The 22,100-nt window shown below is 75.0% G+C and carries 20 protein-coding genes; 11 read left to right on the top strand and 9 right to left on the bottom strand.

Annotated elements, in window-relative coordinates:
* Positions 1-42: 42 nt before the first annotated feature.
* Positions 43-966 (bottom strand): N-acetylmuramic acid 6-phosphate etherase, encoded by a 924-nt coding sequence (gene murQ / locus ACZ5DC_RS16680; protein WP_468653554.1) that lies wholly within the window; start codon positions 964-966, stop codon positions 43-45.
* Between the two features lie 108 nt (positions 967-1,074).
* On the bottom strand, positions 1,075-1,980 hold the full coding sequence (locus ACZ5DC_RS16675; RefSeq protein ID WP_468653327.1) for a MurR/RpiR family transcriptional regulator: 906 nt from the start codon (positions 1,978-1,980) through the stop codon (positions 1,075-1,077).
* 55 nt (positions 1,981-2,035) lie between these two features.
* On the opposite strand from ACZ5DC_RS16675, the gene ACZ5DC_RS16670 reads away from it, so the two are divergent.
* Together ACZ5DC_RS16670 and ACZ5DC_RS16665 are read left to right on the top strand one after the other, a co-directional pair.
* Entirely contained in the window at positions 2,036-2,419 is a 384-nt protein-coding gene (locus ACZ5DC_RS16670) for a hypothetical protein (RefSeq protein WP_468653325.1), read from the top strand.
* 7 nt (positions 2,420-2,426) lie between these two features.
* Positions 2,427-2,702, top strand: a complete 276-nt coding sequence (locus ACZ5DC_RS16665) for a DUF4031 domain-containing protein (protein WP_468653323.1) — start codon at positions 2,427-2,429, stop codon at positions 2,700-2,702.
* Here the strand turns inward: ACZ5DC_RS16665 and ACZ5DC_RS16660 are convergent.
* A complete protein-coding gene (locus ACZ5DC_RS16660) occupies positions 2,684-3,775 on the bottom strand; it encodes a GNAT family N-acetyltransferase (protein WP_468653552.1) in 1,092 nt (363 codons plus the stop codon). The genes ACZ5DC_RS16665 and ACZ5DC_RS16660 overlap by 19 nt on opposite strands.
* Positions 3,776-3,810: 35 nt before the next feature.
* Entirely contained in the window at positions 3,811-4,455 is a 645-nt protein-coding gene (locus ACZ5DC_RS16655; protein WP_468653320.1) for an HD domain-containing protein, read from the bottom strand.
* A 44-nt stretch (positions 4,456-4,499) separates the two neighbouring features.
* On the opposite strand from ACZ5DC_RS16655, the gene ACZ5DC_RS16650 reads away from it, so the two are divergent.
* Entirely contained in the window at positions 4,500-5,168 is a 669-nt protein-coding gene (locus tag ACZ5DC_RS16650; RefSeq protein WP_468653318.1) for a maleylpyruvate isomerase family mycothiol-dependent enzyme, read from the top strand.
* A 71-nt stretch (positions 5,169-5,239) separates the two neighbouring features.
* Positions 5,240-5,938 (top strand): copper homeostasis protein CutC, encoded by a 699-nt coding sequence (locus ACZ5DC_RS16645; protein ID WP_468653316.1) that lies wholly within the window; start codon positions 5,240-5,242, stop codon positions 5,936-5,938.
* A gap of 510 nt (positions 5,939-6,448) precedes the next feature.
* Here ACZ5DC_RS16645 and ACZ5DC_RS16640 read toward each other — a convergent pair.
* Entirely contained in the window at positions 6,449-8,509 is a 2,061-nt protein-coding gene (locus tag ACZ5DC_RS16640; RefSeq protein WP_468653314.1) for a HelD family protein, read from the bottom strand.
* 278 nt (positions 8,510-8,787) lie between these two features.
* Between ACZ5DC_RS16640 and ACZ5DC_RS16635 the strand changes: the two genes are divergently transcribed.
* Together ACZ5DC_RS16635 and ACZ5DC_RS16630 are read left to right on the top strand one after the other, a co-directional pair.
* Entirely contained in the window at positions 8,788-8,970 is a 183-nt protein-coding gene (locus tag ACZ5DC_RS16635; protein WP_171155187.1) for a hypothetical protein, read from the top strand.
* Positions 8,971-8,988: 18 nt separating this feature from the next.
* Entirely contained in the window at positions 8,989-10,134 is a 1,146-nt protein-coding gene (locus ACZ5DC_RS16630; RefSeq protein ID WP_468653311.1) for a glycosyltransferase 87 family protein, read from the top strand.
* 24 nt (positions 10,135-10,158) lie between these two features.
* On the opposite strand, the gene ACZ5DC_RS16625 is transcribed toward ACZ5DC_RS16630, so the two are convergent.
* Positions 10,159-12,198 carry a CASTOR/POLLUX-related putative ion channel gene (locus tag ACZ5DC_RS16625; RefSeq protein ID WP_468653309.1) on the bottom strand — a complete coding sequence of 680 codons (2,040 nt, stop codon included), beginning with the start codon at positions 12,196-12,198 and terminating at the stop codon, positions 10,159-10,161.
* A gap of 232 nt (positions 12,199-12,430) precedes the next feature.
* Between ACZ5DC_RS16625 and ACZ5DC_RS16620 the strand changes: the two genes are divergently transcribed.
* On the top strand, positions 12,431-14,455 hold the full coding sequence (locus ACZ5DC_RS16620) for a flavin monoamine oxidase family protein (protein WP_468653307.1): 2,025 nt from the start codon (positions 12,431-12,433) through the stop codon (positions 14,453-14,455).
* Positions 14,456-14,459: 4 nt separating this feature from the next.
* On the opposite strand, the gene ACZ5DC_RS16615 is transcribed toward ACZ5DC_RS16620, so the two are convergent.
* The gene (locus ACZ5DC_RS16615; RefSeq protein ID WP_468653305.1) at positions 14,460-16,103 is read right to left on the bottom strand and encodes a DNA repair helicase XPB; all 1,644 of its coding nucleotides are present in this window, start codon (positions 16,101-16,103) and stop codon (positions 14,460-14,462) included.
* A gap of 175 nt (positions 16,104-16,278) precedes the next feature.
* On the opposite strand from ACZ5DC_RS16615, the gene ACZ5DC_RS16610 reads away from it, so the two are divergent.
* Positions 16,279-16,857: a hypothetical protein gene (locus ACZ5DC_RS16610; protein ID WP_468653303.1), complete on the top strand. Its 579-nt coding sequence runs from the start codon at positions 16,279-16,281 to the stop codon at positions 16,855-16,857.
* Here ACZ5DC_RS16610 and ACZ5DC_RS16605 read toward each other — a convergent pair.
* Entirely contained in the window at positions 16,826-19,375 is a 2,550-nt protein-coding gene (locus ACZ5DC_RS16605; RefSeq protein WP_468653301.1) for a helicase-associated domain-containing protein, read from the bottom strand. The two genes, ACZ5DC_RS16610 and ACZ5DC_RS16605, sit on opposite strands and share 32 nt — an antisense overlap.
* 97 nt (positions 19,376-19,472) lie before the next feature.
* Between ACZ5DC_RS16605 and ACZ5DC_RS16600 the strand changes: the two genes are divergently transcribed.
* On the top strand, positions 19,473-20,462 hold the full coding sequence (locus ACZ5DC_RS16600; RefSeq protein ID WP_468653299.1) for a hypothetical protein: 990 nt from the start codon (positions 19,473-19,475) through the stop codon (positions 20,460-20,462).
* Between the two features lie 200 nt (positions 20,463-20,662).
* Positions 20,663-21,307 carry an HAD family hydrolase gene (locus ACZ5DC_RS16595; RefSeq protein ID WP_468653297.1) on the top strand — a complete coding sequence of 215 codons (645 nt, stop codon included), beginning with the start codon at positions 20,663-20,665 and terminating at the stop codon, positions 21,305-21,307.
* Here ACZ5DC_RS16595 and ACZ5DC_RS16590 read toward each other — a convergent pair.
* Entirely contained in the window at positions 21,271-21,534 is a 264-nt protein-coding gene (locus ACZ5DC_RS16590) for a hypothetical protein (protein ID WP_366749876.1), read from the bottom strand. The two genes, ACZ5DC_RS16595 and ACZ5DC_RS16590, sit on opposite strands and share 37 nt — an antisense overlap.
* A 165-nt stretch (positions 21,535-21,699) precedes the next feature.
* On the opposite strand from ACZ5DC_RS16590, the gene ACZ5DC_RS16585 reads away from it, so the two are divergent.
* On the top strand, positions 21,700-22,083 hold the full coding sequence (locus tag ACZ5DC_RS16585; protein ID WP_180330537.1) for a cold-shock protein: 384 nt from the start codon (positions 21,700-21,702) through the stop codon (positions 22,081-22,083).
* Positions 22,084-22,100 lie beyond the last annotated feature (17 nt).

Raw genomic sequence — 22,100 nt, 5'->3', positions numbered from 1 at the left:
GGGTGCCTCCTTGCCTCCATGGTGCCCTGACCGCGCGGTCCGTCAGCGTGCCGCGTGGCCCAGCGCCGTGCGCAGATGGCCGCCGGACTCCGCCAGCAGGCGGGCCGCCGTCGGGCCGTCCACGCCGGCGAGGAGGGCCAGGATCGCGTGCTTCACCTCGCCGCCGGTCTGAGTGAGGGCCTTCTCGATGTCGGCGTCGCTCGCTCCGGTGGCCAGGGAGACGATCCGGTGGGAGCGGGCCCGGAGCTTGTCGTTGGAGGCGCGCACGTCGACCATCAGGTTCCCGTACGTCTTGCCGAGCCGGATCATCGTGATCGTCGAGAGCATGTTCAGCACCAGCTTCTGGGCCGTGCCCGCCTTCAGCCGGGTGGAACCGGTGATCAGCTCCGGCCCCACGACGACCTCGATGGGGTGCTCGGCCGCGGCGGCCAGCGCGCTGCCCGCGTTGCAGGCCAGGCCGATGGTCAGCGCACCGTGCGCGCGGGCGTGCTCGACGGCGCCGACGGCGTACGGGGTGCGGCCGGAGGCGGAGACGCCGACCACGGTGTCGTCCGGGGTGAGCTTCAGCGCGTCCAGGTCCCGGCGGGCCAGCTCCGCGGAGTCCTCCGCGCCCTCGACCGAGGTGACCATGGCCGCGGGACCGCCCGCGATCAGGCCGACGACCCGCTCGGGGTCGGTGTTGAAGGTGGGCGGGCACTCGGAGGCGTCCAGCACGCCCAGCCGGCCGGCGGTCCCGGCACCGGCGTAGACGAGCCGCCCGCCGCGGCCCATGCGCTCGGCGACCGCGTCGACGCCGGCGGCGATCCGGGGTAGCTGCGTCGCCACGGCGGCGGGCACGCCCGCGTCCTCGCCGTTCATCAGCCGCGCGATGTCGAGGGTGGGCAACCGGTCGATCTCGGCGAGTTCCGGACGGAAGGCCTCGGTGGTCAGCGAGGCCAGCTGGTCGCGCAGGTCGAGGGAGGCCATGTCGTGGGAGGTCGTGTCGTGGGAGGTCGTGTCGCGAGAGGTCATAGGGGGCGGCTCTCTCCGGTGACGTGTGAGGGGGGTGAACCTGGTGCGGTTCCTTCCTACCCCCTAGCGCGAACCGCTCCGGTGCCGGTGCGCCAACGCCTCGTAGGAGGCGGCCAGCGCGGGCGCCGCCGTCTCGTACGTCCGCTGCGCCACCCCCACGAACAGACAGTCCACGACCAACAGCTGGCTCGTCCGGGAGGACATCGCGGCGGGCCGCAGCTCCGTCTCCCGTGACGTCGACGTCGTCAGCACGAGGTCGGCGTACTGCGTGACCGGCGAGTCCGGCCGCCCGGTGATGGCCACCGTCGTCGCCCCCCGCTCGAAGGCCACCCGGAGCGGTTCGATGACGTCCCCGGTGGACCCGGAGTGCGTGATCGCGAGGGCCACGTCACCCGAACGGAGCTGCACCGCGTTGGTCACCGCGAGGTGCGGGTCGCTGTGCGCGTGGGCTATGAGCCCTATCCGCAGCAGCTTCTGGGTGAGGTCCTGGGCGACCAGCCCGGACGCCCCTATGCCGTACACGTCGGTGCGCCGGGCGCCGGCCAGCGCCGTGACGGCCGCGCCGAGCTGGACGGTGTCGAGTCCGGCGGCGGTGTCGGCGAGGGTCTGCTGCTCCTCGTAGGCGAGTTTGGTGACGACGTCGGCGATGGGGTCGTCCACCGCGATGTCCGTCGTGATCGCGGGCGCGCGCCCGGACTGCTGCTGGGCGGCGAGGCCGGCGAGGGCGAGGCGCAGGTCGCGGTAGCCCGGATAGCCGAGCAGCCGGGCGGTGCGGACGACCGTCGCCTCGCTGGTGCCGGTGAGTTCGGCGAGGCCCGTGACCGTGAGGGCGGCGCAGCCGGCCGGGTCACCGGCGACGGCCTCGGCGACGCGCTGCATGGACCGGGTCATGGACGGGGCGAGCGTGCGCACCTTGGCGGCGAGCGATCCGCCCGGACTGCCGAAAATTTCCTTCACGTCCTGGGTCACTCCTGAAAGATATTTTCGGTTCGGTGTCCTGGTCAAGAGTGCGCACAATGGGGGCATGGACCCCATCAGCCCCCTGGAGCAGTCACTGCACGCGGCCCGCGCCCTCGTGCTCGCGGATCTCGTCGCGGGAGACGTCGCGGAGGCCGACGTCGTCTCCCTGGTGGAGGACTCCATCGCCCAGCGGCGCTGGTGGGTCGAGCAGTGGCCGGACGGCGCCGCCTTCGTGGCCGGGCTGGTCGCCCAGGACGTGCAGGACGCGCTGCTGGAGCGGTACGGCCGCTGGCCGCTGTGCCCGGCCTGCGGCTCGGGCGACCCGCACGCGCTGGACGTGGAGCCGGAACTGGGCCCCGATCCGCACTGGGTGTGCCACAAGGCCGGCGTGAAGGTCGCGCCGGTGGGCTCGCTGGGGCCGGCCCTGCGCGGGACGACGTCCTCCTGAGGCGCCGGTGACCCTCTACATCGACCCGCCGACCTGGCCCGGCCACGGGCGCATGTGGTCGCACCTGGTCAGCGATGTGTCGTACGACGAACTCCACCTGTTCGCCGAGGGCCTGGGCATGCCCCGCCGGGCCTTCGACAGCGACCACTACGACGTCCCGTCCCACCGCTACGCGGACGCGGTGGCGGCGGGCGCGGTGCAGGTCAGCAGTCGCGAGGTGGTCCGCCTGCTGCACTCGGCCGGTCTGCGCAGGCGCAAGGGGCGTCACGCCCGGCGGACGTAGAGCCGCAGCCCGGCCTCGGTGTCGTCCTCGTCGTGGGCCGTACGCTCCTCCTCCACGGTCGCGCGGGTGAAGCCCGCCCGGGTGACCACCCGTTGGGACGGCAGGTTGGCCGGTTCGATCGTGGCGATGACCGAGTCGACGTCGTCCCGGGCCAGCGCCCACTCGGTCAGCGCGCGCAGCGCCTCGGTCGCGTAGCCGTGGCCGCGGGCGCTGCCGACCAGGTCGTAGCCGATCTCCACCCGGCGCTCGTCGTCCGGCGCGCCGTGGAAGCCCATGCCGCCCACCGCCCGGCCGTCCTCGGCCCGCACCAGGGCGAAGACGCCGAACTCCGGGCGGTGCACGCCGGCTTCGTACGCCTTCGTCAGATAGGAGCAGGCCTCCCGGGTGCCCTCGTACGGGCCGTCGTCCAGCCAGTCGAAGCCGCCGTCGCCGCCGAGGGCCAGATCGCGGGCGGCGGCCGGGCGGATGCCGGTGAGGGTGACGCGTCCGGCCGGCAGGACGAGGTTGTTGTACCAGGTCCAGTCGGTGACCGGGGCGCGGCCGGGCAGCTCGCCGCGGCCGGTCGCCCACAGCAGCGTCGGCCAGGGCGCGGGGCCGGGCTGGACGTGCGGGAAGAGCCGGGTCAGAACGGATTCGGCGAGTCCGGCGGGCGGTTCGTAGGGCAGGCCGAGGCCCCGGGCGATGTCGTGGGTGTGCAGCAGGGCCTCGGCGACGCCCATCGCGGCGTAGCCCTCGCCGTCGGCGCTGCCGAAGCGGGCGGGGTGGAAGGCGCGGACGCCGGGCGGGGTGGTGCGGACGGCGGCGGCCAGCAGGGCGCCGGTGGCCTCGATCACCTGGAGCAGGCCGGCGTTGTCGGTGCCCTCGGGGAGGGTGATGCGCAGCGGGAGGCGGTCCTGGGCGCGGGCGGCGAGGCGGCTGGCGTACACGGCGAAGTCCTCGGCGATGTGGAAGGCCGTGGTGCGGCAGCTCCAGTCCAGACCGGCCGCGGCGACCGCGTCCCAGTCCCGGTCGAGCGCCGTGCGCAGGACCGCCGCGCAGCTCGCGACGGCCTCCTCCACCTGATCCCCGCTCATCGTCCGCATGCGCGCACAGTACGGCGGTGGTGTCCTCAGGTCGACAGCATTTCCAGCTCGGACGTGAGGTTGTAGCGGGCGGTGGCCTCCCAGTGCTCCCGCCCGTACGGGGTGCGGTACAGCCGGGGCAGGGCGAGGAGCTGACGCAGGACCGCCGAGCGGCCGGCGCGGAAGGCGTCGCCCGGTACGAAGTGGTACTCCTCGCGGACCTCGGCGGTGTAGACGGCGTACGCCGACGGGGGCGCGGCCAGGATCGCGAGGTCGGCGTCGCACAGCACCTGCCCGTCGCGGTCGTCGTCGGCCGGGTCGTGGCTGACGGTGAGCCGGACCAGCCGGGCCACCTCGGCCGTCCTCGCCTCCGGCACGCCGGCCTCCGGGAGGGCGCGCTCGGCCAGCCGCGCGGACCGCTCCTCGTTCTCGGAGCGTTCGGGGAGGTAGACGGCGTCGTGGAACCAGGCGGCGAGGCGGACCGCGTCCGGGTCGGCCGCGTACTCCTCCAGCATGTCGACGTGGTCGAGCACGGCGGTGAGGTGGGCCACCGTGTGGTAGCGGCGCTGCGGCTCCTGCCAGCGGGCGAGCAGGTTGTCGGCGTAGGGGGCGGGGTCGGGGCCGCCGCCGGGGGAGCGGGCTGCTTCCAGGGCGCGGGCGAAACGGAGGCGCAGGGCGTCAAGGTCGGCCATGTCCCCATTCTGTCGGCTGCCGGCCAGGCCCTAGCGTGCTTCCCATGACTGAGACGCAGGAAGTACGCGATCCCGAGCTCCCCGGGCGGTTGCTGGCCACCGAGCGCGACGCCCTCGTACCGCTGCTGCGGTCGCGGCCCGACGCCGACTTCGCGCTGCCGTCGGCCGGGTGTCCCGGCTGGTCGGTGCGGGACGTGCTGGCGCACTGTTCCGCCGTGCTGACGCGGGTGGTGGAGAACCGGCTCGAGGCGGGCGTGTTCTCGCCGGAGTCGAACGAGCGGGACATCGCCGAGCGGGCGGGCTGGACGAACGCGCGGGTCGTGGACGAGCTGGAGCGCGGGATGACGCAGGCCGGACCGGTGATCGCCGGGTCGGACGGTTCGCTGGACGCGATCGCGCTCGGTGAGTGGGTGCACGCCGGGGACGTGCGGGAGGTGCTGGGGGCGCCGGGGGCGTACGCCGGGGCCGGGCTGCCCCACGCGCTGACGCTGCTGGCGCGGCTCACCCGGCAGAAGGAGCACGTGCCGCTCCACGCCGACCTGGACGACCTCGACGAACCGCTGCGGCTCGGCGCGCCGGCCGCCGGCGGTCCGCCCGCCCGGTACATCGGCGACGCGGCCACGCTCGTACGGCTGTACGCGGGACGGCCGCTGAACGGGGCGTCCTACGAGCTGGTGGGGGCCCGGGAGGAGGAGCTGAACATCTTCGGGTGAAGGGCGTCCCCCGGCAGGCGTAGTCTTGGACCGGATTGGACTAGACCTGTAGCGCCGACGAATGGGGTGCCATGAGCAAGCGTGCAGTCCTGGAGGTGATCGCCCTCGACGTCGAGGACGCGGTCGCCGCCCAGGCCGGAGGCGCGGACCGACTGGAGCTGGTCACCGAGATGGCGGCCGACGGGCTCACCCCCGCGCCCGCCACCGTCGCCGCGATCCGCGCCGCCGTCGACATCGACCTGCGCGTGATGCTCCGCCTCGCGGACGGCTTCGCGGCCGGCGACCTGGACCGGCTGATCGGCGTCGCCGACGCGCTGCGGCAGGCCGGCGCCGACCAGTTCGTGCTCGGGTTCCTCGGCACGGACGGCGGCGTGGACCTGGGCGCGGTGGAGCGGGTCGTCGACGCACTCGGCGGCTGCCGCTGGACCTTCCACCGGGCGATCGACCGGGCCGCCGACCGGGACGCCCTGCGCAAGCAGCTCGCCGACCTGCCGGGTCTGGACACCTACCTCACCGCCGGCTCCGCCGCGGGCGTGGACGACGGCCTGCCCACGCTGCTCGCCGAAGCGGCACACGACGGCGAGCCCGGGTACGAGCAGCAGATCATGGTCGGCGGCGGACTGCGCCTCGACCATGTCGCGCGGCTGCGCGCGGGCGGGATCACCGCGTTCCACATCGGCGGCGCGGCCCGCCCCGACGGCTGGCAGGGCCCGGTCTCGGCAACCGCGGTCGCCCAGTGGCGCACGACGCTGGACGGCGAGCCCGCCTAGCCGCACGCGGCGCGGTCCCGCGGTTGCGGTTGCGGTCGCCGGGTGGCGCGCGGCGCGGAAGGCGACGCGAGCCCCGGCTTCGGTAGCTGCGGTCCGCCCAGTGGCGTCCGGCGTTCGACGGCGGGGCTGTCCGGTCGCGCGCGGGGTGCGCTCGGGGCGGTCGCTCGCCCAGTGGCGGATGCCCTGGGGCGGTGACACGGCTGTCGGCGCGCGACCCGGTTCCGGCGACGCCGGTCGCCCGGTGGCGCACGGCGCTGGACGGATGCGCGCGGCCCGGTTTCGGCGGCTGCCGGTCCGCCCAGTGGCGTCCGGCGTTCGACGGCGGGGCTGTCCGGTCGCGCGCGGGGTGCGCTCGGGGCGGTCGCTCGCCCAGTGGTGTTCACGCGCGGCGCGGTCTCGCCGGCCGCGGTCGCCGGGTGGCGTACGGCGCTGGACGGCGGCGCCGTCTCGCGCGCGGGGCCCGGTTTCGCCGGACGGGGGATCGGGGGCGGGCGCCCTCGTCCCCGGTGCCTACTCGGTGAGCTGCGGCGGCAGAGGGGCCGTGTGCGTCACGATCAGGCCCGACACCGCGCGGGTCAGCGCCACGTACAGGCGCCGCAGGCCCGTGCGTTCGTCCGGCTCGCCGTCCACCACGGCCTGCGGCTCGTCGAGGACCACGTAGTCGTACTCCAGGCCCTTGGCGAGCGAGGCGGGGACCAGGGTCAGCCGGGTCTCGCGGGTGGTCTCCTCACCGGGGGCCAGGTACGGGATGCCGGCCGCCGTCAGGGCCTCGGCGAGCGCCGGGACGCGGGCGTCGGCGGCGATCAGGCCGGTCGAGCCCTCGTTGCGCAGCAGCTCGGTGCACGCGGCGACGACGTCGCCCGCCCCCGTGGCCGTACGCACCTCGAAGAACCCGGGGTTCTCCCGGACGGAGGCGACCGGGGTGAGGCCGGGCGCGATGTGCGGCAGCAGCCGGGAGGCGTACGCGATGACGTCCGTCGGCACGCGGAAACCGGCCGTCAGCTCCTCGACGGCACCCTCCGGCTTGCCGAGGTGGGCCAGTGCCTCCGCCCAGCTCCGGGTCGCCCACGGGGTCGTCCCCTGCGCGAGGTCGCCCAGCACGGTTGCGCTGCCGGTGGTGCAGCGGCGACCGACCGCCCGGTACTGCATGGGCGAGAGGTCCTGCGCCTCGTCCAGGACGACATGGCCGAGCGAGTGCGTGCGCTGGATCAGATCGGCCGCCTCGTCGATCAGCACGGCGTCCGCCGGCGACCACGTGGCCGCCTTCACGCTGCGCACCGCCTTGGCCCACAGGATCGTCTTCTGCTCGTCCTCGTCCAGGATCCCGTCCGCGTGCTCGGCGAGGAACTCCGCGTCGGTCAGCAGCCGCAGCACCAGCTTGGCCGGGTCGACGGCCGGCCAGACCGCCTTCACGGCCGCCTTCACCGCGCTGTTGCGGGCGACCGCGTCCTGCACCCGGTCGTCCGGGGCCTCCCCGGCCCGCTCCATCTGCACCAGCACCGCGTGCGCGATACGCTGCGGCAGGGCCTCGCGGGCCGCGCCGTAGCGGATGTCCCGGTCCAGCAACTCCCGGACGATCTCCTCCAGTTCGTACGCCGGTACCCGCCAGCGCCGCGAGCCGCGCACGACCACCACCGGCTCGCCGGGCATGGTCACGTGGGAGTACAGCGCGCGCCGGAGGACCTCGGCCATCCGGGCGTCGCCCTTGACGATCGCGGCGGCGGCGTCGTCCGTGCCGCGCACCTCCGCCTGCGCGACCAGGTTGTCCACGGTCGCCTGCCGCACGCTCAACTCGCCGAGCGCCGGCAGGACCTGCTCGATGTAGTGCAGGAAGGACCGGTTCGGCCCGATGACCAGCGTGCCGGTGCGGGCCAGCCGCTCCCGGTGGGCGTAGAGCAGGTACGCGACCCGGTGCAGGCCGACGGCGGTCTTCCCGGTGCCCGGGCCCCCCTGCACGCACACCGTGCCGCCGAGCCCGCTGCGGACGATCTCGTCCTGCTCGGGCTGGATGGTGGCGACGATGTCCCGCATCGGGCCGACGCGGGGCCGCTCGATCTCCTGCTGGAGCAGCTTGCTGGTGGCGGCGCCCGACGACTCCGCGGGGTCGGAGAGGTGCTCGTCCTCGTAGGCGGTCAGGTCGCCGCCGGTGTACCCGAAGCGGCGGCGCAGCCCGACGTCCAGGGGGTCCTTCCTGGACGCCCGGTAGAACGGCTGGGAGACCGGTGCGCGCCAGTCGATGACCATGGGATCGCCGTCGGCGTCGTGGACGTGCCGCCGCCCGATGTAGAAGCGCTCGCCGCCGGCGCCCTCGGCCCGCTCGGCGCCCGGGGCGTGCAGGTAGTCGAGCCGGCCGAAGAACAGCGGGGTGTCGCTGAGGTCGGCCAGCGCCTTGATGCGGTCGTCGATCTGGCGGGAGAGCACCGCGGCGTTGACCCAGTTGGCGGTGACGTCGCTGATGTCGAGCGCCTCCACGTCCTCGCGCATGGCGCGCAGCGCGGTACGGGACGCGGCGAGGTGGGCGCGCTCCCGGGCGAGGGGGTCGTCGAGCGGGTCGTGGGCGGGCGTGGACAAGGGGGTGCCTCCGGTTGGCCTGCTGCGGGCTACGACGATGCCGCCCGGTTTCCGGCCGGGCGACGGCACTCCGTGGGGGAGGCGGGCAAGAGCGGAGATTTTAGGTGAGAGGGCCGGGTGGCGGCCACTGCATTTCCGCCCCCCGCCGGCCGGGCCCCCTAGGGGACGGGTGGTCCCAGGGCCAGGGACGGCGTCCACCCGGAGATCTACGCGGGGCCGTCCAGGTCTGCACCCGCAGACCGATGCGGCCGAGGGGTCCGGAGTTCCACCATGGAGACATGAGCGCAGCAAGCATCACACCGGCACCCGTCCGCCCCCCGTCCGGCGCCACGGCCGTCGACGGCCCCCACCACCACCCGCTGGGCAACGCCCTGCGCGCCGTGAAGGTGTTCCTGGAGGCTGCCTTCAGCGTCGTCATCCTCGGCGAGTACGGCGAGGAAGCGGGCATACACCACAAGTGACGGCATAGGGTCGCGTCCGTGCGGAAACGGACGTTGACGCCCTCCTGCCCTGCCCTGCTCCTCCTCGCCCTCTCCCTCGCCGCCTTCGTCACCCTGTGCGTCCTGCGCGGCGCGCCCATGGCCGACCTCCTCGTCTACCGGGCCGAGGGCGCGGCGGTGGTCCACGGCACCGACCTGTACGGCTTCACGGTCACCGAGTGGCGCCTCCCGGCGACCTATCCGCCCTTCGCGGCGCTCCTGTTCGTCCCCGCGGTCTGGCTTCCGCTCCCGGTCCTGAAGGCCCTCTTCCTCGCGGGCAACGCGCTGCTGCTCGCCGCCCTGGTCGCCCTCTCCGCCCGCCTGGCCTCCCGGCCCCTGCCCCCGGCCCCGCTCTGCGCGGCCACGGCCCTCGCCCTGTGGCTGGAACCGGTCTTCCAGACGCTCCTGTTCGGGCAGATCAACCTGGCCCTCGCCTGCCTCGTCCTGTGGGACCTGACCCGCCCGCCCGGCGCCCGCGCCAAGGGCGTGGCCCTCGGCATGGCGGCCGGGCTCAAGCTCACCCCGGCCGTGTTCATGGCGTACCTGCTCGTGCGCGGCCGGGTGCGGGAGGCGGCGACGGCGGGGGCGGCCTTCGCGGGGACGGTCGCGCTCGGTGCCGCCCTGCTGCCCTCGGCGAGCGTGGACTTCTGGACCCGGCGGCTGTTCGAGACCGGCCGGGTGGGCAAGGCGTGGATCGTGGACAACCAGTCCCTGCGCGGGCTGGTCGCCCGGGCGCTGGGCGACCCCGCGCCGGGCCTGGCCTGGGCGCTGCCGGCGGCGGTGGTCGCCGTGGTGGGCCTGGGGCTGGCCGCACGGGCCCGCCGGGAGAGCCACGGCATCCTGCTGACCGCCGGCACGGCCCTGCTGGTCTGCCCGATCAGCTGGACCCACCACTGGGTGTGGTGCGTGCCGCTGCTCGCCGTGCTGCTGGCGGAGGGCCGCGCCCGCACGGCCGTACTGGTGGCCCTGGTCTTCACCGCCCGCACGATGTGGCTGGTGCCCCACGAGGGCGCCCGCGATCTGCAACTGCCCTGGTGGCAGCAGCCGTTGGCGGCCGCGTACCCCCTGCTGGCGCTGGGGCTGCTGGTGTCGTACGACAGCGTGGCCGGCCGCTGTGCGCCGGCCCCGGCCGCCAGTCCCCGGTGAAGGGGCCGGCCAACCGGTCCGGCGTCACGCCGCCGACGGGTCCGTGCCGTCCCCGGCGCGGGTGTCCCGGGCGCGGGCGTCCCCTCCCGCACGGCCGTCGCCGTGGCCGTCACCGTCGCGGCGTTCGTCCCGCGCCTCGCGGCACCGCGGAACGCGCCCGCCGCCGCCCGCGCGGCCCTGGCCGGCGATGACGACGACCTCGTCACCGGCGGTCCAGCACCGGCGTTCGGCCTTGGGCGGGTTGACGCGCAGCCCGTAGCCGGGGGCGCGGCCGGCGTCGGCGTGGCTGCGGTACCCGATGGCGCACTCGCCCCGGCCGCGCGCCGCGGCGACGACCGTGGCGAACGACGCCTCCTGGCCGGACAGGACGTAGTCGGCGGCCGGCCGCAGATGGACCTGGGTGCCGCCGGCCGAGAACAGCTCGTCGAACACCGCCGCCAGATGGCGGTTCTGGGAGATCTGCGCCATCAGCAGCCCGACCAGCTTGCCGCTGATGATCACGTCGGCTCCGGGGCCGAGCGGTGCGAGGGGCCGGTTGCCGTCGTCGGCGAGTTCGGTGACCACCGGCAGCTCCCGGCCGATCCGCTGTTCGAGGTGGCGCAGCACGAGCAGGGTGACGAGCGTGCGGTTGTCCGGCTCCTCCGGGGGCTCCCCGGGCCGCGGGTCCCGGCCGAGCACGATGACGCTGTCGTAGGAGGCGATGTCCAGGCCGTACAGCGTCTCCGGCCGGGTGGTGTCGCCCGCGCGGTGCACACACCTCCAGTGGGCCTCGCCGGTGCCGCACGCCGTCCGCACGCTCGCCCCGTCCTCCTCCGTCACCACGTCGGCGACGGAACCGGGCGGTGCGTTGCGGCCCCACTCCCGCAGGATGAGCGGCGCCCGGCGGTTCCAGCCCAGCACCAGCAGCCGCTCCGGCCGGGTCTCCCGCGGCCGGGGGGCGGCCATCAGCCACTCCTCGACCCACCGTGTGCAGTCGGCGAGTTCGGCGGTGTCGTCGTCGGCGGCGATGACGATGATCCGGTCGTCCGGCCCGATCACCGTCCCCGCCGGGGGGTTCAGCCAGGGCCCGTCGGCCCGGACCAGCCCGACCGGGCACGCGTTGCCGTAGGAGAGCAGCACGTCACCGAAGTCGCGGCCGGCCAGCGACGGGTGTGAGGCCGGGTAGAACTCGTCCCCGGCGAAGTCGAGGAGTTCGCGGTGGACGAGGGACAGCCCCGGGCGGCGCGCGGCCTGGGCGATGAGCCGCGCGGTGACCGTGTCGCTCTCCACGACGATGCCGTGCTCTCCCGCGGCCAGGCGCGCCGCGAGCAGGTAGGCGCTGTCCCGGACCGCGGCCACGACGGGCGCGGTGGCGTCGTCCCCGGACACCGCCGCCCGCAGGGCCAGCAGGGTCTTGACCACGTCCGCGTCGCCGCGCGGGTCGTCGGGCGGCAGCACGAGCACCGAGTCGGCCGTGGCCGGACTGGTCAGCGCCAGCACGGCCGGATCGGTCGGCGGACCGCTGCGGCAGACCAGCCGGGTCCGGCCGGTGGGCCCCACCTTGCTGTACAGGGCCTCCTCCATGGCCGTCTTGTCCCGGTCGGCCAGGACGGCCACGGCCGAGCGCCGCTGGTTGGCGCCCGCCGCGACCAGTTCGCCCACCACCGTGAACACCTGCTCCGACCAGCCCAGCACCACCACGTGGCCGTGCTCGACCAGCGTGGAGCGGCCGCGCCGCAGGGCGATGAGCCGCTCGGTCAGCCCGGTGGTGATGAGGCCGACGAGGGTCGAGACGTACACCAGGGCGACGAGGGCCAGCAGCACCGACAGCAGCACCCGCACCGGGGTGCCGGTGGCGCCGCCCAGCCGCAGCGTCTCCCCGGTCAGGCGCCAGACCTGCGCCAGTTTCCCGGAGAGGCCGGCCGGGGGGTGCGGAGCCGTCCACACCAGCACCGCGCTCGCGGGGACGACGAGGGCCAGGCAGACCGCCACCAGCCAGCCGACCAGGGCCGAGGTGCCGCGCGCCAGGGTCGTGTCGAACCAGTACCGCGCTCGCGCACCCGCCCCGGGACGCCGCTGTTCCACCTTGTTCCCCCTCCGCACACGGGCCTGTAGGGGGCAGTGTCCTGACCCGGTGCCCCGCGGCGCGCGGCGCGGAGCGCGATTCATCCCTTCGCCGTAATCGGGTGCGGCCGGACCACCCCGGCGTGCCCCCGCGCACCCCTGCCGCACCGGTTTGAACGGCGGTCTTCGCCCGTCCGTGCCCATTCGCCGCGACCCGGGGCGCGGCGGCCCGGCGGGCCAGTAGAAGTTCGCCATGACCGAAGACCACCAGGCGGGCGCCGGCAACGGCGGCCTGACCAGGCGTACGCTCACGGCCGCCGCCGGCACGACCACCGCGGCCACCCTCCTCGGCGCGGGCAGCGCGGCGGCCCTGCCCGCCGCGGCGCCCCCTCGCGCCCCCGCCCCCGCCCCGGCGGCCCCCTCCGGCGGGCGCGGCCCGGACTTCGACCGCTGCCTCGCCGCCGCACGGGCCCTGCTTGTCGTGGACTCCGGCGACCGGCCCCTCGTCCCCGGCTACCAGCGCGTGCTCAAGGACGGCCTCCCGCGACGGCGGGCGGGCGGGCCGAGGAGCGTCCTGGTCATCGGAGCGGGCCCGGCCGGCCTCGTCACGGCCTGGCTGCTGAAGCGGGCCGGGCACCGCGTGACCGTCCTGGAGGCCAACGGCAACCGGGCGGGCGGACGCATCAAGACCTTCCGCCGCGGCGGCCACGAGAAGGCGGCGCAGCCCTTCGCCGACCCTCACCAGTACGCCGAGGCCGGCGCGATGCGGCTGCCCGGCAGCCACCCGCTGGTGATGGACCTCATCGGCCAACTGGGCCTGAAGAAGCGGCCGTTCTACTACGTCGACGTCGACGCGGACGGACGCCCCGCCTCCCACACCTGGATCCACGTCAACGGCATCCGGGTGCGGCGCGCCGACTACGTCCGCGCACCCCGGCGCGTCAACCGCTCCTTCGGCGTCCCGCGCGCCCACTGGGACACACCGGCCGCGGCCATCCTGCGCTCGGTCCTCGACCCGGTGCGCGACGAGTTCAGCACCGTCGGCCCGGACGGCAAGCGCGTCGACAAGCCGCTGCCCGAACGGGTGCGGGGCTGGGCCAGGGTGATCCAGCGCTTCGGCGACTGGTCGATGTTCCGCTTCCTGACCGAGCACGCGGGCCTGGACGAGCGGACGGTCGACCTCGTCGGCACCGTCGAGAACCTCACCTCACGGCTGCCCCTGTCCTTCGTCCACAGCTTCATCGGCTCCTCCCTGATCAGCCCGGACACCGCGTTCTGGGAGCTGGAGGGCGGCACGGCCGTCCTGCCGGACGCCCTGCTGGCCAAGGTCCGCGACACCGTGCGGTTCGACCGGCGGGTCACCCGGATCGAGTACTACGACCCCGCCCGCGCCGCCGGCGACACGCGGCACGTCCACGCGGGGGGACCCCACGTGTGGGTGGACACCGTCTCCGAGGGGCGCGGGGGCCGGGTCGTGCGGGAGCAGTTCACCGCGGACGCGGCCGTGGTGACCGTGCCCTTCTCCGGCCTGCGGCACGTGCGGATCAGCCCGCTGATGTCGTACACCAAGCGCCGCGCGGTCACCGAACTGCACTACGACTGCGCGACCAAGGTGCTGCTGGAGTTCAGCCGCCGCTGGTGGGAGTTCGACGAGGCCGACTGGAAGCGGGAGCTGAACCGCGTCGACCCCGGCCTCTACGACGCCTACCGCACCGGGCGGACTCCCGGCGACGGCCGCCTGCTCGGCGCGCACCCGTCCGTCCCGCGCGGACACATCACCCCCGGCCAGCGCGTGCACTACGCCGCCAACCGCGCCGCCGGCCGGGACCAGCCGGAGGCGGCCCACGTCATCGGCGGCGGCTCGGTGTCGGACAACGCCAACCGCTTCATGTACCACCCGTCCCACCCGGTCCCCGGCAGCGAGGGCGGGGTCGTCCTGGCCTCCTACAGCTGGGCCGACGACGCCCTGCGCTGGGACTCCCTCGACGACGACGCCCGCTATCCGCACGCCCTGTGCGGCCTCCAGGAGGTCTACGGCCAGCGGATCGAGGTCTTCTACACCGGCGCGGGCCGCACCCAGAGCTGGCTGCGCGACCCCTACGCCTACGGTGAGGCGTCCGTGCTGCTGCCCGGCCAGCACACCGAACTGCTGCCGTCCATCCCGGAGCCCGAGGGCCCCCTGCACTTCGCGGGCGACCACACCTCCGTCAAACCGGCGTGGATCGAGGGGGCCCTGGAGTCCGCCGTGCGCGCCGCCCTGGAGGTGCACTCGGCCTGACGGATCAGCTCTCGGCCAGGATCTCGTCCGCGTCGACGATCCGGTAGGCGTACCCCTGCTCGGCCAGGAAGCGCTGCCGGTGGGCGGCGAAGTCCTGGTCGATGGTGTCGCGGGCGACGACCGAGTAGAAGTGGGCCTGGTGGCCGTCGGCCTTGGGGCGCAGCACCCGGCCGAGCCGCTGGGCCTCCTCCTGCCGGGAGCCGAAGGTGCCGGACACCTGGATGGCGACCGTGGCCTCGGGCAGGTCGATGGAGAAGTTGGCGACCTTCGACACCACCAGCACGCTGATCTCGCCCTCGCGGAACGCGTCGAAGAGCTTCTCGCGCTGCGCGTTGGAGGTCTCGCCCTTGATCACCGGGGCGTTCAGGTGCTCGCCCAGCTCGTCCAGCTGGTCGATGTACTGCCCGATGACGAGGATCTGCTGCCCGGCGAACCGGCGGACGATCGCCTCGGTGACCTTCCGCTTGGTCGCCGTCGTGGCGCAGAAGCGGTACTTCTCCTCCGTCTCGGCCGTCGCGTACGCCAGCCGCTCGGATTCGGTCAGGTTGACCCGGACCTCGACGCAGTCGGCGGGCGCGATGTAGCCCTGCGCCTCGATCTCCTTCCAGGGCGCGTCGAACCGCTTGGGCCCGATGAGGGAGAACACGTCCGACTCGCGGCCGTCCTCGCGCACGAGGGTGGCCGTGAGCCCGAGCCGCCGCCGCGCCTGGAGATCGGCGGTGAACTTGAAGACGGGTGCGGGCAGCAGGTGCACCTCGTCGTAGACGACCAGGCCCCAGTCCCGGGAGTCGAACAGCTCCAGGTGGGGGTAGACGCCCTTCCGCTTGGTCGTCAGCACCTGGTAGGTCGCGATGGTGACGGGCCGGATCTCCTTCCGCGTCCCGCTGTACTCGCCGATCTCGTCCTCGGTCAGGGAGGTCCGCTTCACCAGCTCGTGCTTCCACTGCCGGGCGGAGACGGTGTTGGTGACGAGGATCAGCGTGGTCGACTTCGCCTGGGCCATGGACCCGGCTCCGACCAGCGTCTTCCCGGCGCCGCAGGGCAGCACGACGACTCCGCTGCCGCCGTGCCAGAAGTTCTCCACGGCCTGCTTCTGGTACGGGCGCAGCGTCCAGCCGTCCTCCAGCAGCTCGATCGGGTGCGCCTCGCCGTCGACGTATCCGGCGAGGTCCTCGGCCGGCCAGCCCAGCTTCAGCAGCGTCTGCTTGATCTGCCCGCGCTCGGAGGGGTGCACGGCCACGGTGTCCGGGTCGAGCCGGGCGCCGACCAGCGGGGCGATCCGCTTGGACTTCAGCACCTCCTCCAGCACCGGCCGGTCGGTGGTGGTGAGGACCAGCCCGTGCGCGGGGTGCTTGGTCAGGGTGAGGCGCCCGTAGCGGTCCATCGTCTCGGCGATGTCCACGAGCAGGGCGTGCGGCACGGGGTAGCGGCTGTACTGCACCAGGGCGTCCACGACCTGCTCCGCGTCGTGTCCGGCGGCGCGCGCGTTCCACAGCCCGAGCGGGGTGACCCGGTAGGTGTGGATGTGTTCGGGTGCCCGCTCCAGCTCGGCGAAGGGCGCGATGGCACGCCGGCAGTCGTCGGCCCGCTCGTGGTCGACTTCCAGGAGCAGGGTCTTGTCGGACTGGACGATCAGCGGACCATTCACGCGCGGCACCCTTTCCATGACGGCCAAACGTCCAGTGTGCCTCATGCGGCCTCAGGGCTCCACGGCCGCAAGATCGGCGGCGCCGCCGGACACCGGGCGCAACCCCCGCGCCCCGGCGGGAGTCCTGACACACGACGAGGTGGCGCGGGCGCGCGGCCGGGTGAGGAGTTCGGGGATGTCGGCACGCAGATGGGCCGTCGGCAGCGGAGCCGTGGTGGTCCTCGTGGCCACCGGCACCTGGGCGATGCGGCCGGGAACCGCCGACACCCGGCTGTGGGAGGAGATACGGCCGGTCGTCGAGGCCCGGCTCGCGGCGGACAGCCACGGCACCGGCTACGGCGAGGACGTGCCCGCGCTGCACGCGCGCTGGTTCTGCCGGGCCGAGGCGCTCGACGTGGCGGAGCGCGGCGGTGAGGTGCGCGCGAGCGTCGACACGCTGTGCCTGGAGTACGGGGTGCGCGGCGGCGGCCTGGTGGAGTGCGGCGGCGGGAAGGGCCCGCAGGTGGTGCGGCTGGAGCGGGACGCGGACGGCGGGTACCGGGTCCTCTCGCGCGAGGCGCCGCCGGACGGCGCCGGGAACGAGGACTGGACCGGGACCCACTTCGGCCTCCTGGCCCGTTCCGCCGTGGACGACACCATCCCGTCCGACGTCCTGGAGAGCGCCGCCCGCGCCCACTTCGGCCTCCCGGCGGACACACCGGTCGGGGACTGCGAGCACCCTCTCAGTCGTCCGCCAGCTCCGCGACCCCGGTGATCCGGTGCAGGGGGAACGTCCGCACCTCGTCCGCCGTGTGGTCGTACGCCGTCACGAAGCCGCCCTCGACCCGGATCGGGGCGATGACCCGCTGGCTGGCGGCGCCCTCGGCGTTGACGTAGCCGATCCACACCGAGTCGCCGGTCAGGACGGCGGCCTGCACGGTGGCCAGGGTCTCGGCGGCGGAGGTGCGGGGCAGCTCGCCACCCGCCAGGGGCTCGCCGACGGGCTTGCGCGGTGTGGTGGCGGCCAGGTCACCGGCCCGGATCGCGCGGATCGCCGCCGAGAGCAGCGTGGCGTCGGGCGGCGGCGGCCCGTCCGGCACCGGCTCGGGCGCGGTGCGCGGCGGGCTGCGGTGGGCGTGCGCCCGGGTGATCAGGACATCGCCCTCCGCGGACTCTGCGGCGGGCGCGTACCCCATCGCGCGCAGCCCCTCCAGCAGCGTTGCCGGGTCGGCCGGGGCGGCCAGCACGGTCGGCGCCAGGCGGCGCAGGCTCAGGGCCGCGGCGCGTTTGTCGGCGAGGATCTCGTTCAGCAGGGCGTCGTCGTCGCAGCGGACGTACGCCGAGGCCGCGCCGACCCGCAGGTGGCCGTGCCGGCGGGCCACGTCGTCGATCAGGTAGGCGAGCGGCTGCGGGACCGGGGTGCGGGAGTGCTGGGCGAGGAAGGCGTGCAGGTCGGCGGCGGTCCGGCCGGCGTCCAGGGCACGGCGGACGGACGCCGGCGTGAACCGGTACACGGTCGCGCCGCCCTTGGACTCCACGTTCGCGAGCACCCCCAGCATGTCCGCGAGCGGGCGCCGCAGCGGACCGGGCGCCACCGCCGTCAGGTCGGCCTGGAGCAGCACGTGGTCCAGCGGCTCGGGCAGCAGCGGGGCGAGCAGCCGGGCAGCGGCGTCGGCCGCGGCGCCCTGCTCGGCGGGGGAGAGGGGCGCGGGCCGCTCGGGGGCCCGGTGGTGGTGCACCGGGAGCTTGTCACCGGGGCCGGCGGGCTCGGCGGGGCCGGCGTCCGGGGCGGCGGGGCCGGCCGGTGCCCCCAGCAGCGCGCGTCCCTGGGACGACAGCGCGCCCCGGCCCGTCACCCCCAGCAGTTCCGCCTCCGACAGGGTCCAGCGGGCCAGCCGGGAGCGCAGGTCGTCGTCGCGGGCACCGTCGCGCCGGGCCCCCCGCAGGGGCCGCTCCCAGCGCAGCCGGGCCAGCACCGACTCCGCGTCCGGCGCCGCGCCCCGCGGCAGCGCGGCCAGCAGGGACAGCACCCGGTGCCGTACCTCGGGCGCGGCGGAGCGGTCGAGGCCCGGACCGAGCGCCGACAGCGTCCGGTCCTTGGCGTCCCGGCCGCCGACCAGCCCCGGCGTACGGGTGGCCGTCAGCCAGGTCCGGGCGAGCCGGGCCCAGCGCTCGGCCGGGGGCAGCTCCCGCCACTCGTCGTAGGCCGGGGTGGCCGCGTACCGTTCGTCGGCCTCGCCGTCGGAGGCGATCAGGCCGGCCGCGTAGGCCAGCTCGGCCCAGAACGCGGCGACCGGCTCGGACACGTCCAGCGCCACGGCGGTCCGCTTCAGGTCACGGACGCTCAGCCCGCCCGCCCGCAGCACCGCGGGGCCGCCCTCGTCCCAGTCCTTCAGCAGCTCCTCCACCGTGGCCAGCGCGGTGTACGCCTGCCCGGCCGCCGTCGCGTCAACCACCTGCGGGCTGTGGGTCGCGGCCGGCGCCACGGCGGGCGGCAGCGGTTCGGGCGCGCGGTGGGCGCGGCCCTCGCGCAGGTGCAGGGCGACCTCGCGGGGCAGCACGACCGTGCCGGGCGCCGTCGGCAGCAGCAGACCGCGGTCCAGCAGCCAGCGCAGGTGCGCCGCCGGGTCGGCGGTGACCTGCCCGTACGGCGGCCCCCACACCAGCCGGGACAGCACCTCGCGGGCCGCCTCCGGGGCCCCGGCGAGCAGCTTCGCCATCTTCTTGCGGTGGGTGAACAGCCCGGTCAGCGCGGCCACGGCGGACACCGAGTCATGGGTCGACGGCAGCCCGGCCGTGGTCACGATCTCCTGGATCCGCCCCGGCGACATGCCCGAGGTCGCCTCCTGCACGGTCGGGCCCAGCCCGGTCGGGGACGGGTGCTGCGCGGACGGCGCGAGCAGCTCACGGGCGGTCCGCACCAGCCGCAGCCGGTCGTCGCCGCCCCACACCAGCGCCTGCTCGCGCAGGGTGGCGACGGCCCGGGGCAGCGCGCGGGCGACCGTCTCGTCGCCGGCGTCCCCGGCCATCAGACCGAGCAGCGTGTCGTACGACGCCGGGTCCGGGGCCACGGCCAGCGCCTCCGCCGTCTGCAGCGCGAACCGGTCCAGCCGCTCCAGGGCGCGCAGCACCGAGGCACGGGTGCCGGCGCGGGTGGCGAGCTGGGTGAGGTCGGTGGGGACGGGGGTGACGAGGTCGGGGCGGCTGCGCAGCAGCGCGGCCAGGGAGGCGTCGTCCCGCGCGCGGAGCGCCTCCGCGAGGGACCGAGGGGCTGAGTGGGCCTCGGGGCTCATCCGGCCAACGGTAGCGGACTTCCATATGCCTGCGGCATCCGCGAGAAGCGGTACGGTCCTCACGGAGTATCAGTCGGCGTCACCCCGGAGGGGTCGCGTGGGGATCGAGAGCGACCAGGTCGTCTACGAGTATCTGAGCCGCGTCGGAGACATCGCCCAGCAGCGCCAGCTGCCGTCGGCGACGCGGATGCGGCTCGTGTCGGAGCTGCGCAACGAGATCGACCGGCACCGGGCGCAGTCGACGGTGGACTCGCCCGCCGCGGTCCGCCGCATCCTGGACCGCATGGGCAGCCCGGACGAGGTGGTCGCGGCGGCGGGCGGCACCGGCGGCCTACCGCAGCCCCCGCCCACCGCCGTACCGGAGCAGCCCTCCTCGCGGGGGCGGGCGCCGGAGCCGGCCGGGCGGGAGCGGCCGAAGGGGCTGCGCCGGGTGGTGCCGCGCCCGCGCCCCGCCGAGCCGGAGCCGCCGGCCGCGCGGGACGCACCGGCCCCGCCGCACCTCGCCCCCGCGCACGAACTGGGGGACGCCGCGGCGCCGCCCGACTGGTGGCGCGTCGGCACCGCCGGGCCCGCGGGGGACACCGACCCGGTGCCGGGGTTCGTCGGCGGCGTGGAGATCCCGGAAATGCTCAGGAAGCCCCCGCGGGCGGCTGCCGCCGAGAAGGCCGAGCCGGCGCCGGAGCCCGCCGTGGCCGAGCCGGAGGCGGCGCCCGCCAAGCGCCGCCGCCTCCTCCTGCCCCTCCCGTCCGCCGGCTGGTCCAACCCCCTGCTGCTGCTGGCCGCCGCCGCGCTCGTCGCCGGCGCCGTGCTCGGCAACTGGTTCGCGCTGCTCCTCGGCTGGGCCATCGCCTACGGCTCCCGGCGGCTGACCCCCGCCGAGACCAAGTGGGCGGTGATGGTCCTGCCGGGCACGTCGGTCGCGGCGGGGCTGGTGTGGCTGTGGGGCCGCAACGAGGGCCGCTGGGGCGACCCGATCGCCCAGGGCCACATGAACGACGCGGTGAGCGCCACCTGGCCGTGGGTGGTCAGGGGAGCGGCGCTCGCGTCGGCGGCCTACCTGGTCTGGCGCTCCCAGCGGAAGGGGTAGTCCCGGCACTCTTCGGCAAGCGGCGGCTGACCCACCCAAGGGGCGCGGGGAACTGCGCGGGCGACCACGACGCACCCGCACCCGGCGGACATCCCCGGGCTCCCACGACGCGACCCCACCGGCCCCACGCACCCGCACCCAACTGACAACCCTCACCCCCCGAACCCCACCCGGCCGAACCGCCGGAGGCACCCGGCACAATGGCCCCCATGGCCTCCTCGCTGACCGTCGGTTTCGACCTCGACATGACCCTCATCGACTCCCGCCCGGGCATCCGTGCCTGCTACCTGGCCCTGGCGGAGCGGACGGGGACGTTCATCGACGCCGACCTGGCGGTGACCCGGCTGGGCCCGCCGCTCGCGGAGGAGCTGATCCACTGGTTCCCGGCCGACGAGGTGCCGGCGGTGGCCGACCTGTACCGGGAGATGTACCCCTCCATCGCCATCGCCGCGACGCCCGCGATGGACGGCGCCCGGGAGGCGATCGAGGCGGTGCGGGCGGCCGGCGGGCGGACGATGGTGGTGACGGCGAAGTACGAGCCGAACGCCAAGCTGCACCTGGCCCACCTCGGCATCGAGCCAGACGTGGTCGTCGGCGACCTGTGGGCCGAGCAGAAGGCGGCGGCGCTGCGCGAGTACGACGCGGGCGTGTACGTCGGCGACCACGTCGGGGACGTCCGCGGCGCCCGTGCGGCGGGCGCGTTCTCGGTCGCCGTGGCGACCGGCCCGTGCCCGGCCGGTGAACTGCGCGCGGCCGGCGCGGACGTCGTCCTGCCGGACCTGTCCGCGTTCCCCGCGTGGCTCGGCGGCTACCGCGAGGCGCCCGGGGCCGCGCCCCTCGCCTGACGCCGCCCGGCGGCGACGGAGCGCAGGACACCCGCGCCGGCCACGAGGAATCCGACGGCCATGAGCATGCTCAATCCGAACATGTAGGCCGGAAAAGGCTTCGCTCCGAGGAACAGCGGGGCCACCGTGACGAGGGTGGCCACGGCCCCGAGGAAGAAGACGACGGCACCGGCGCGGATCAGCCGGTCGCCGGGCGCGGGGGAATTCGGTTGGGTTTTGTCACGCACGGGACCAGGGTAGTTCCCTGCGCGAGAGAACAACCGGGGGACGTCTTGTCACCCGCCCCAAGACCATTAGCCTTGGTACCGGCGGGTCGTGGTCGACCCGCTCTAGTGCTATCAAGAGCCGTTTCCAAGCAGTTTTCCCGACGAGATACGAGGACGAGGACAGACGTGCCTACCGGCAAGGTCAAGTGGTTCAACAGCGAGAAGGGCTTCGGCTTCCTCTCCCGCGACGACGGCGGTGACGTCTTCGTCCATTCCTCGGTTCTCCCCGCCGGAGTCGATGCGCTCAAGCCGGGACAGCGCGTGGAGTTCGGTGTCGTCGCCGGTCAGCGCGGTGACCAGGCGCTGTCGGTGATCGTGCTCGACCCGACGCCGTCCGTCGCCGCCGCCCAGCGCAAGAAGCCGGACGAGCTGGCGTCGATCGTGCAGGATTTGACGACCCTTCTCGAGAACATCACGCCGATGCTGGAGAAGGGCCGTTACCCCGAGAAGACCTCCGGCAAGAAGATCGCCGGTCTGCTCCGCGCGGTCGCCGATCAGCTCGACGTCTGAGCGGTATCCGGAGGTCC

It is taken from the genome of Streptomyces sp. NPDC031445, from assembly GCF_055581365.1.
This window is presented reverse-complemented; position numbering and strand designations above follow the sequence as displayed.

What these genes read in the sequence shown, in the direction of transcription:
- murQ (WP_468653554.1), bottom strand. Translation starts at nt 966, where the DNA reads ATGGCCTCCCTCGACCTGCGCGACCAGCTGGCCTCGCTGACCACCGAG.
- ACZ5DC_RS16595 (WP_468653297.1), top strand. Translation starts at nt 20,663, where the DNA reads ATGGCCCCCATGGCCTCCTCGCTGACCGTCGGTTTCGACCTCGACATG.
- ACZ5DC_RS16605 (WP_468653301.1), bottom strand. Translation starts at nt 19,375, where the DNA reads ATGAGCCCCGAGGCCCACTCAGCCCCTCGGTCCCTCGCGGAGGCGCTC.
- ACZ5DC_RS16645 (WP_468653316.1), top strand. Translation starts at nt 5,240, where the DNA reads ATGAGCAAGCGTGCAGTCCTGGAGGTGATCGCCCTCGACGTCGAGGAC.
- ACZ5DC_RS16620 (WP_468653307.1), top strand. Translation starts at nt 12,431, where the DNA reads ATGACCGAAGACCACCAGGCGGGCGCCGGCAACGGCGGCCTGACCAGG.
- ACZ5DC_RS16635 (WP_171155187.1), top strand. Translation starts at nt 8,788, where the DNA reads ATGAGCGCAGCAAGCATCACACCGGCACCCGTCCGCCCCCCGTCCGGC.
- ACZ5DC_RS16655 (WP_468653320.1), bottom strand. Translation starts at nt 4,455, where the DNA reads ATGGCCGACCTTGACGCCCTGCGCCTCCGTTTCGCCCGCGCCCTGGAA.
- ACZ5DC_RS16660 (WP_468653552.1), bottom strand. Translation starts at nt 3,775, where the DNA reads ATGAGCGGGGATCAGGTGGAGGAGGCCGTCGCGAGCTGCGCGGCGGTC.
- ACZ5DC_RS16670 (WP_468653325.1), top strand. Translation starts at nt 2,036, where the DNA reads ATGGACCCCATCAGCCCCCTGGAGCAGTCACTGCACGCGGCCCGCGCC.
- ACZ5DC_RS16610 (WP_468653303.1), top strand. Translation starts at nt 16,279, where the DNA reads ATGTCGGCACGCAGATGGGCCGTCGGCAGCGGAGCCGTGGTGGTCCTC.
- ACZ5DC_RS16650 (WP_468653318.1), top strand. Translation starts at nt 4,500, where the DNA reads ATGACTGAGACGCAGGAAGTACGCGATCCCGAGCTCCCCGGGCGGTTG.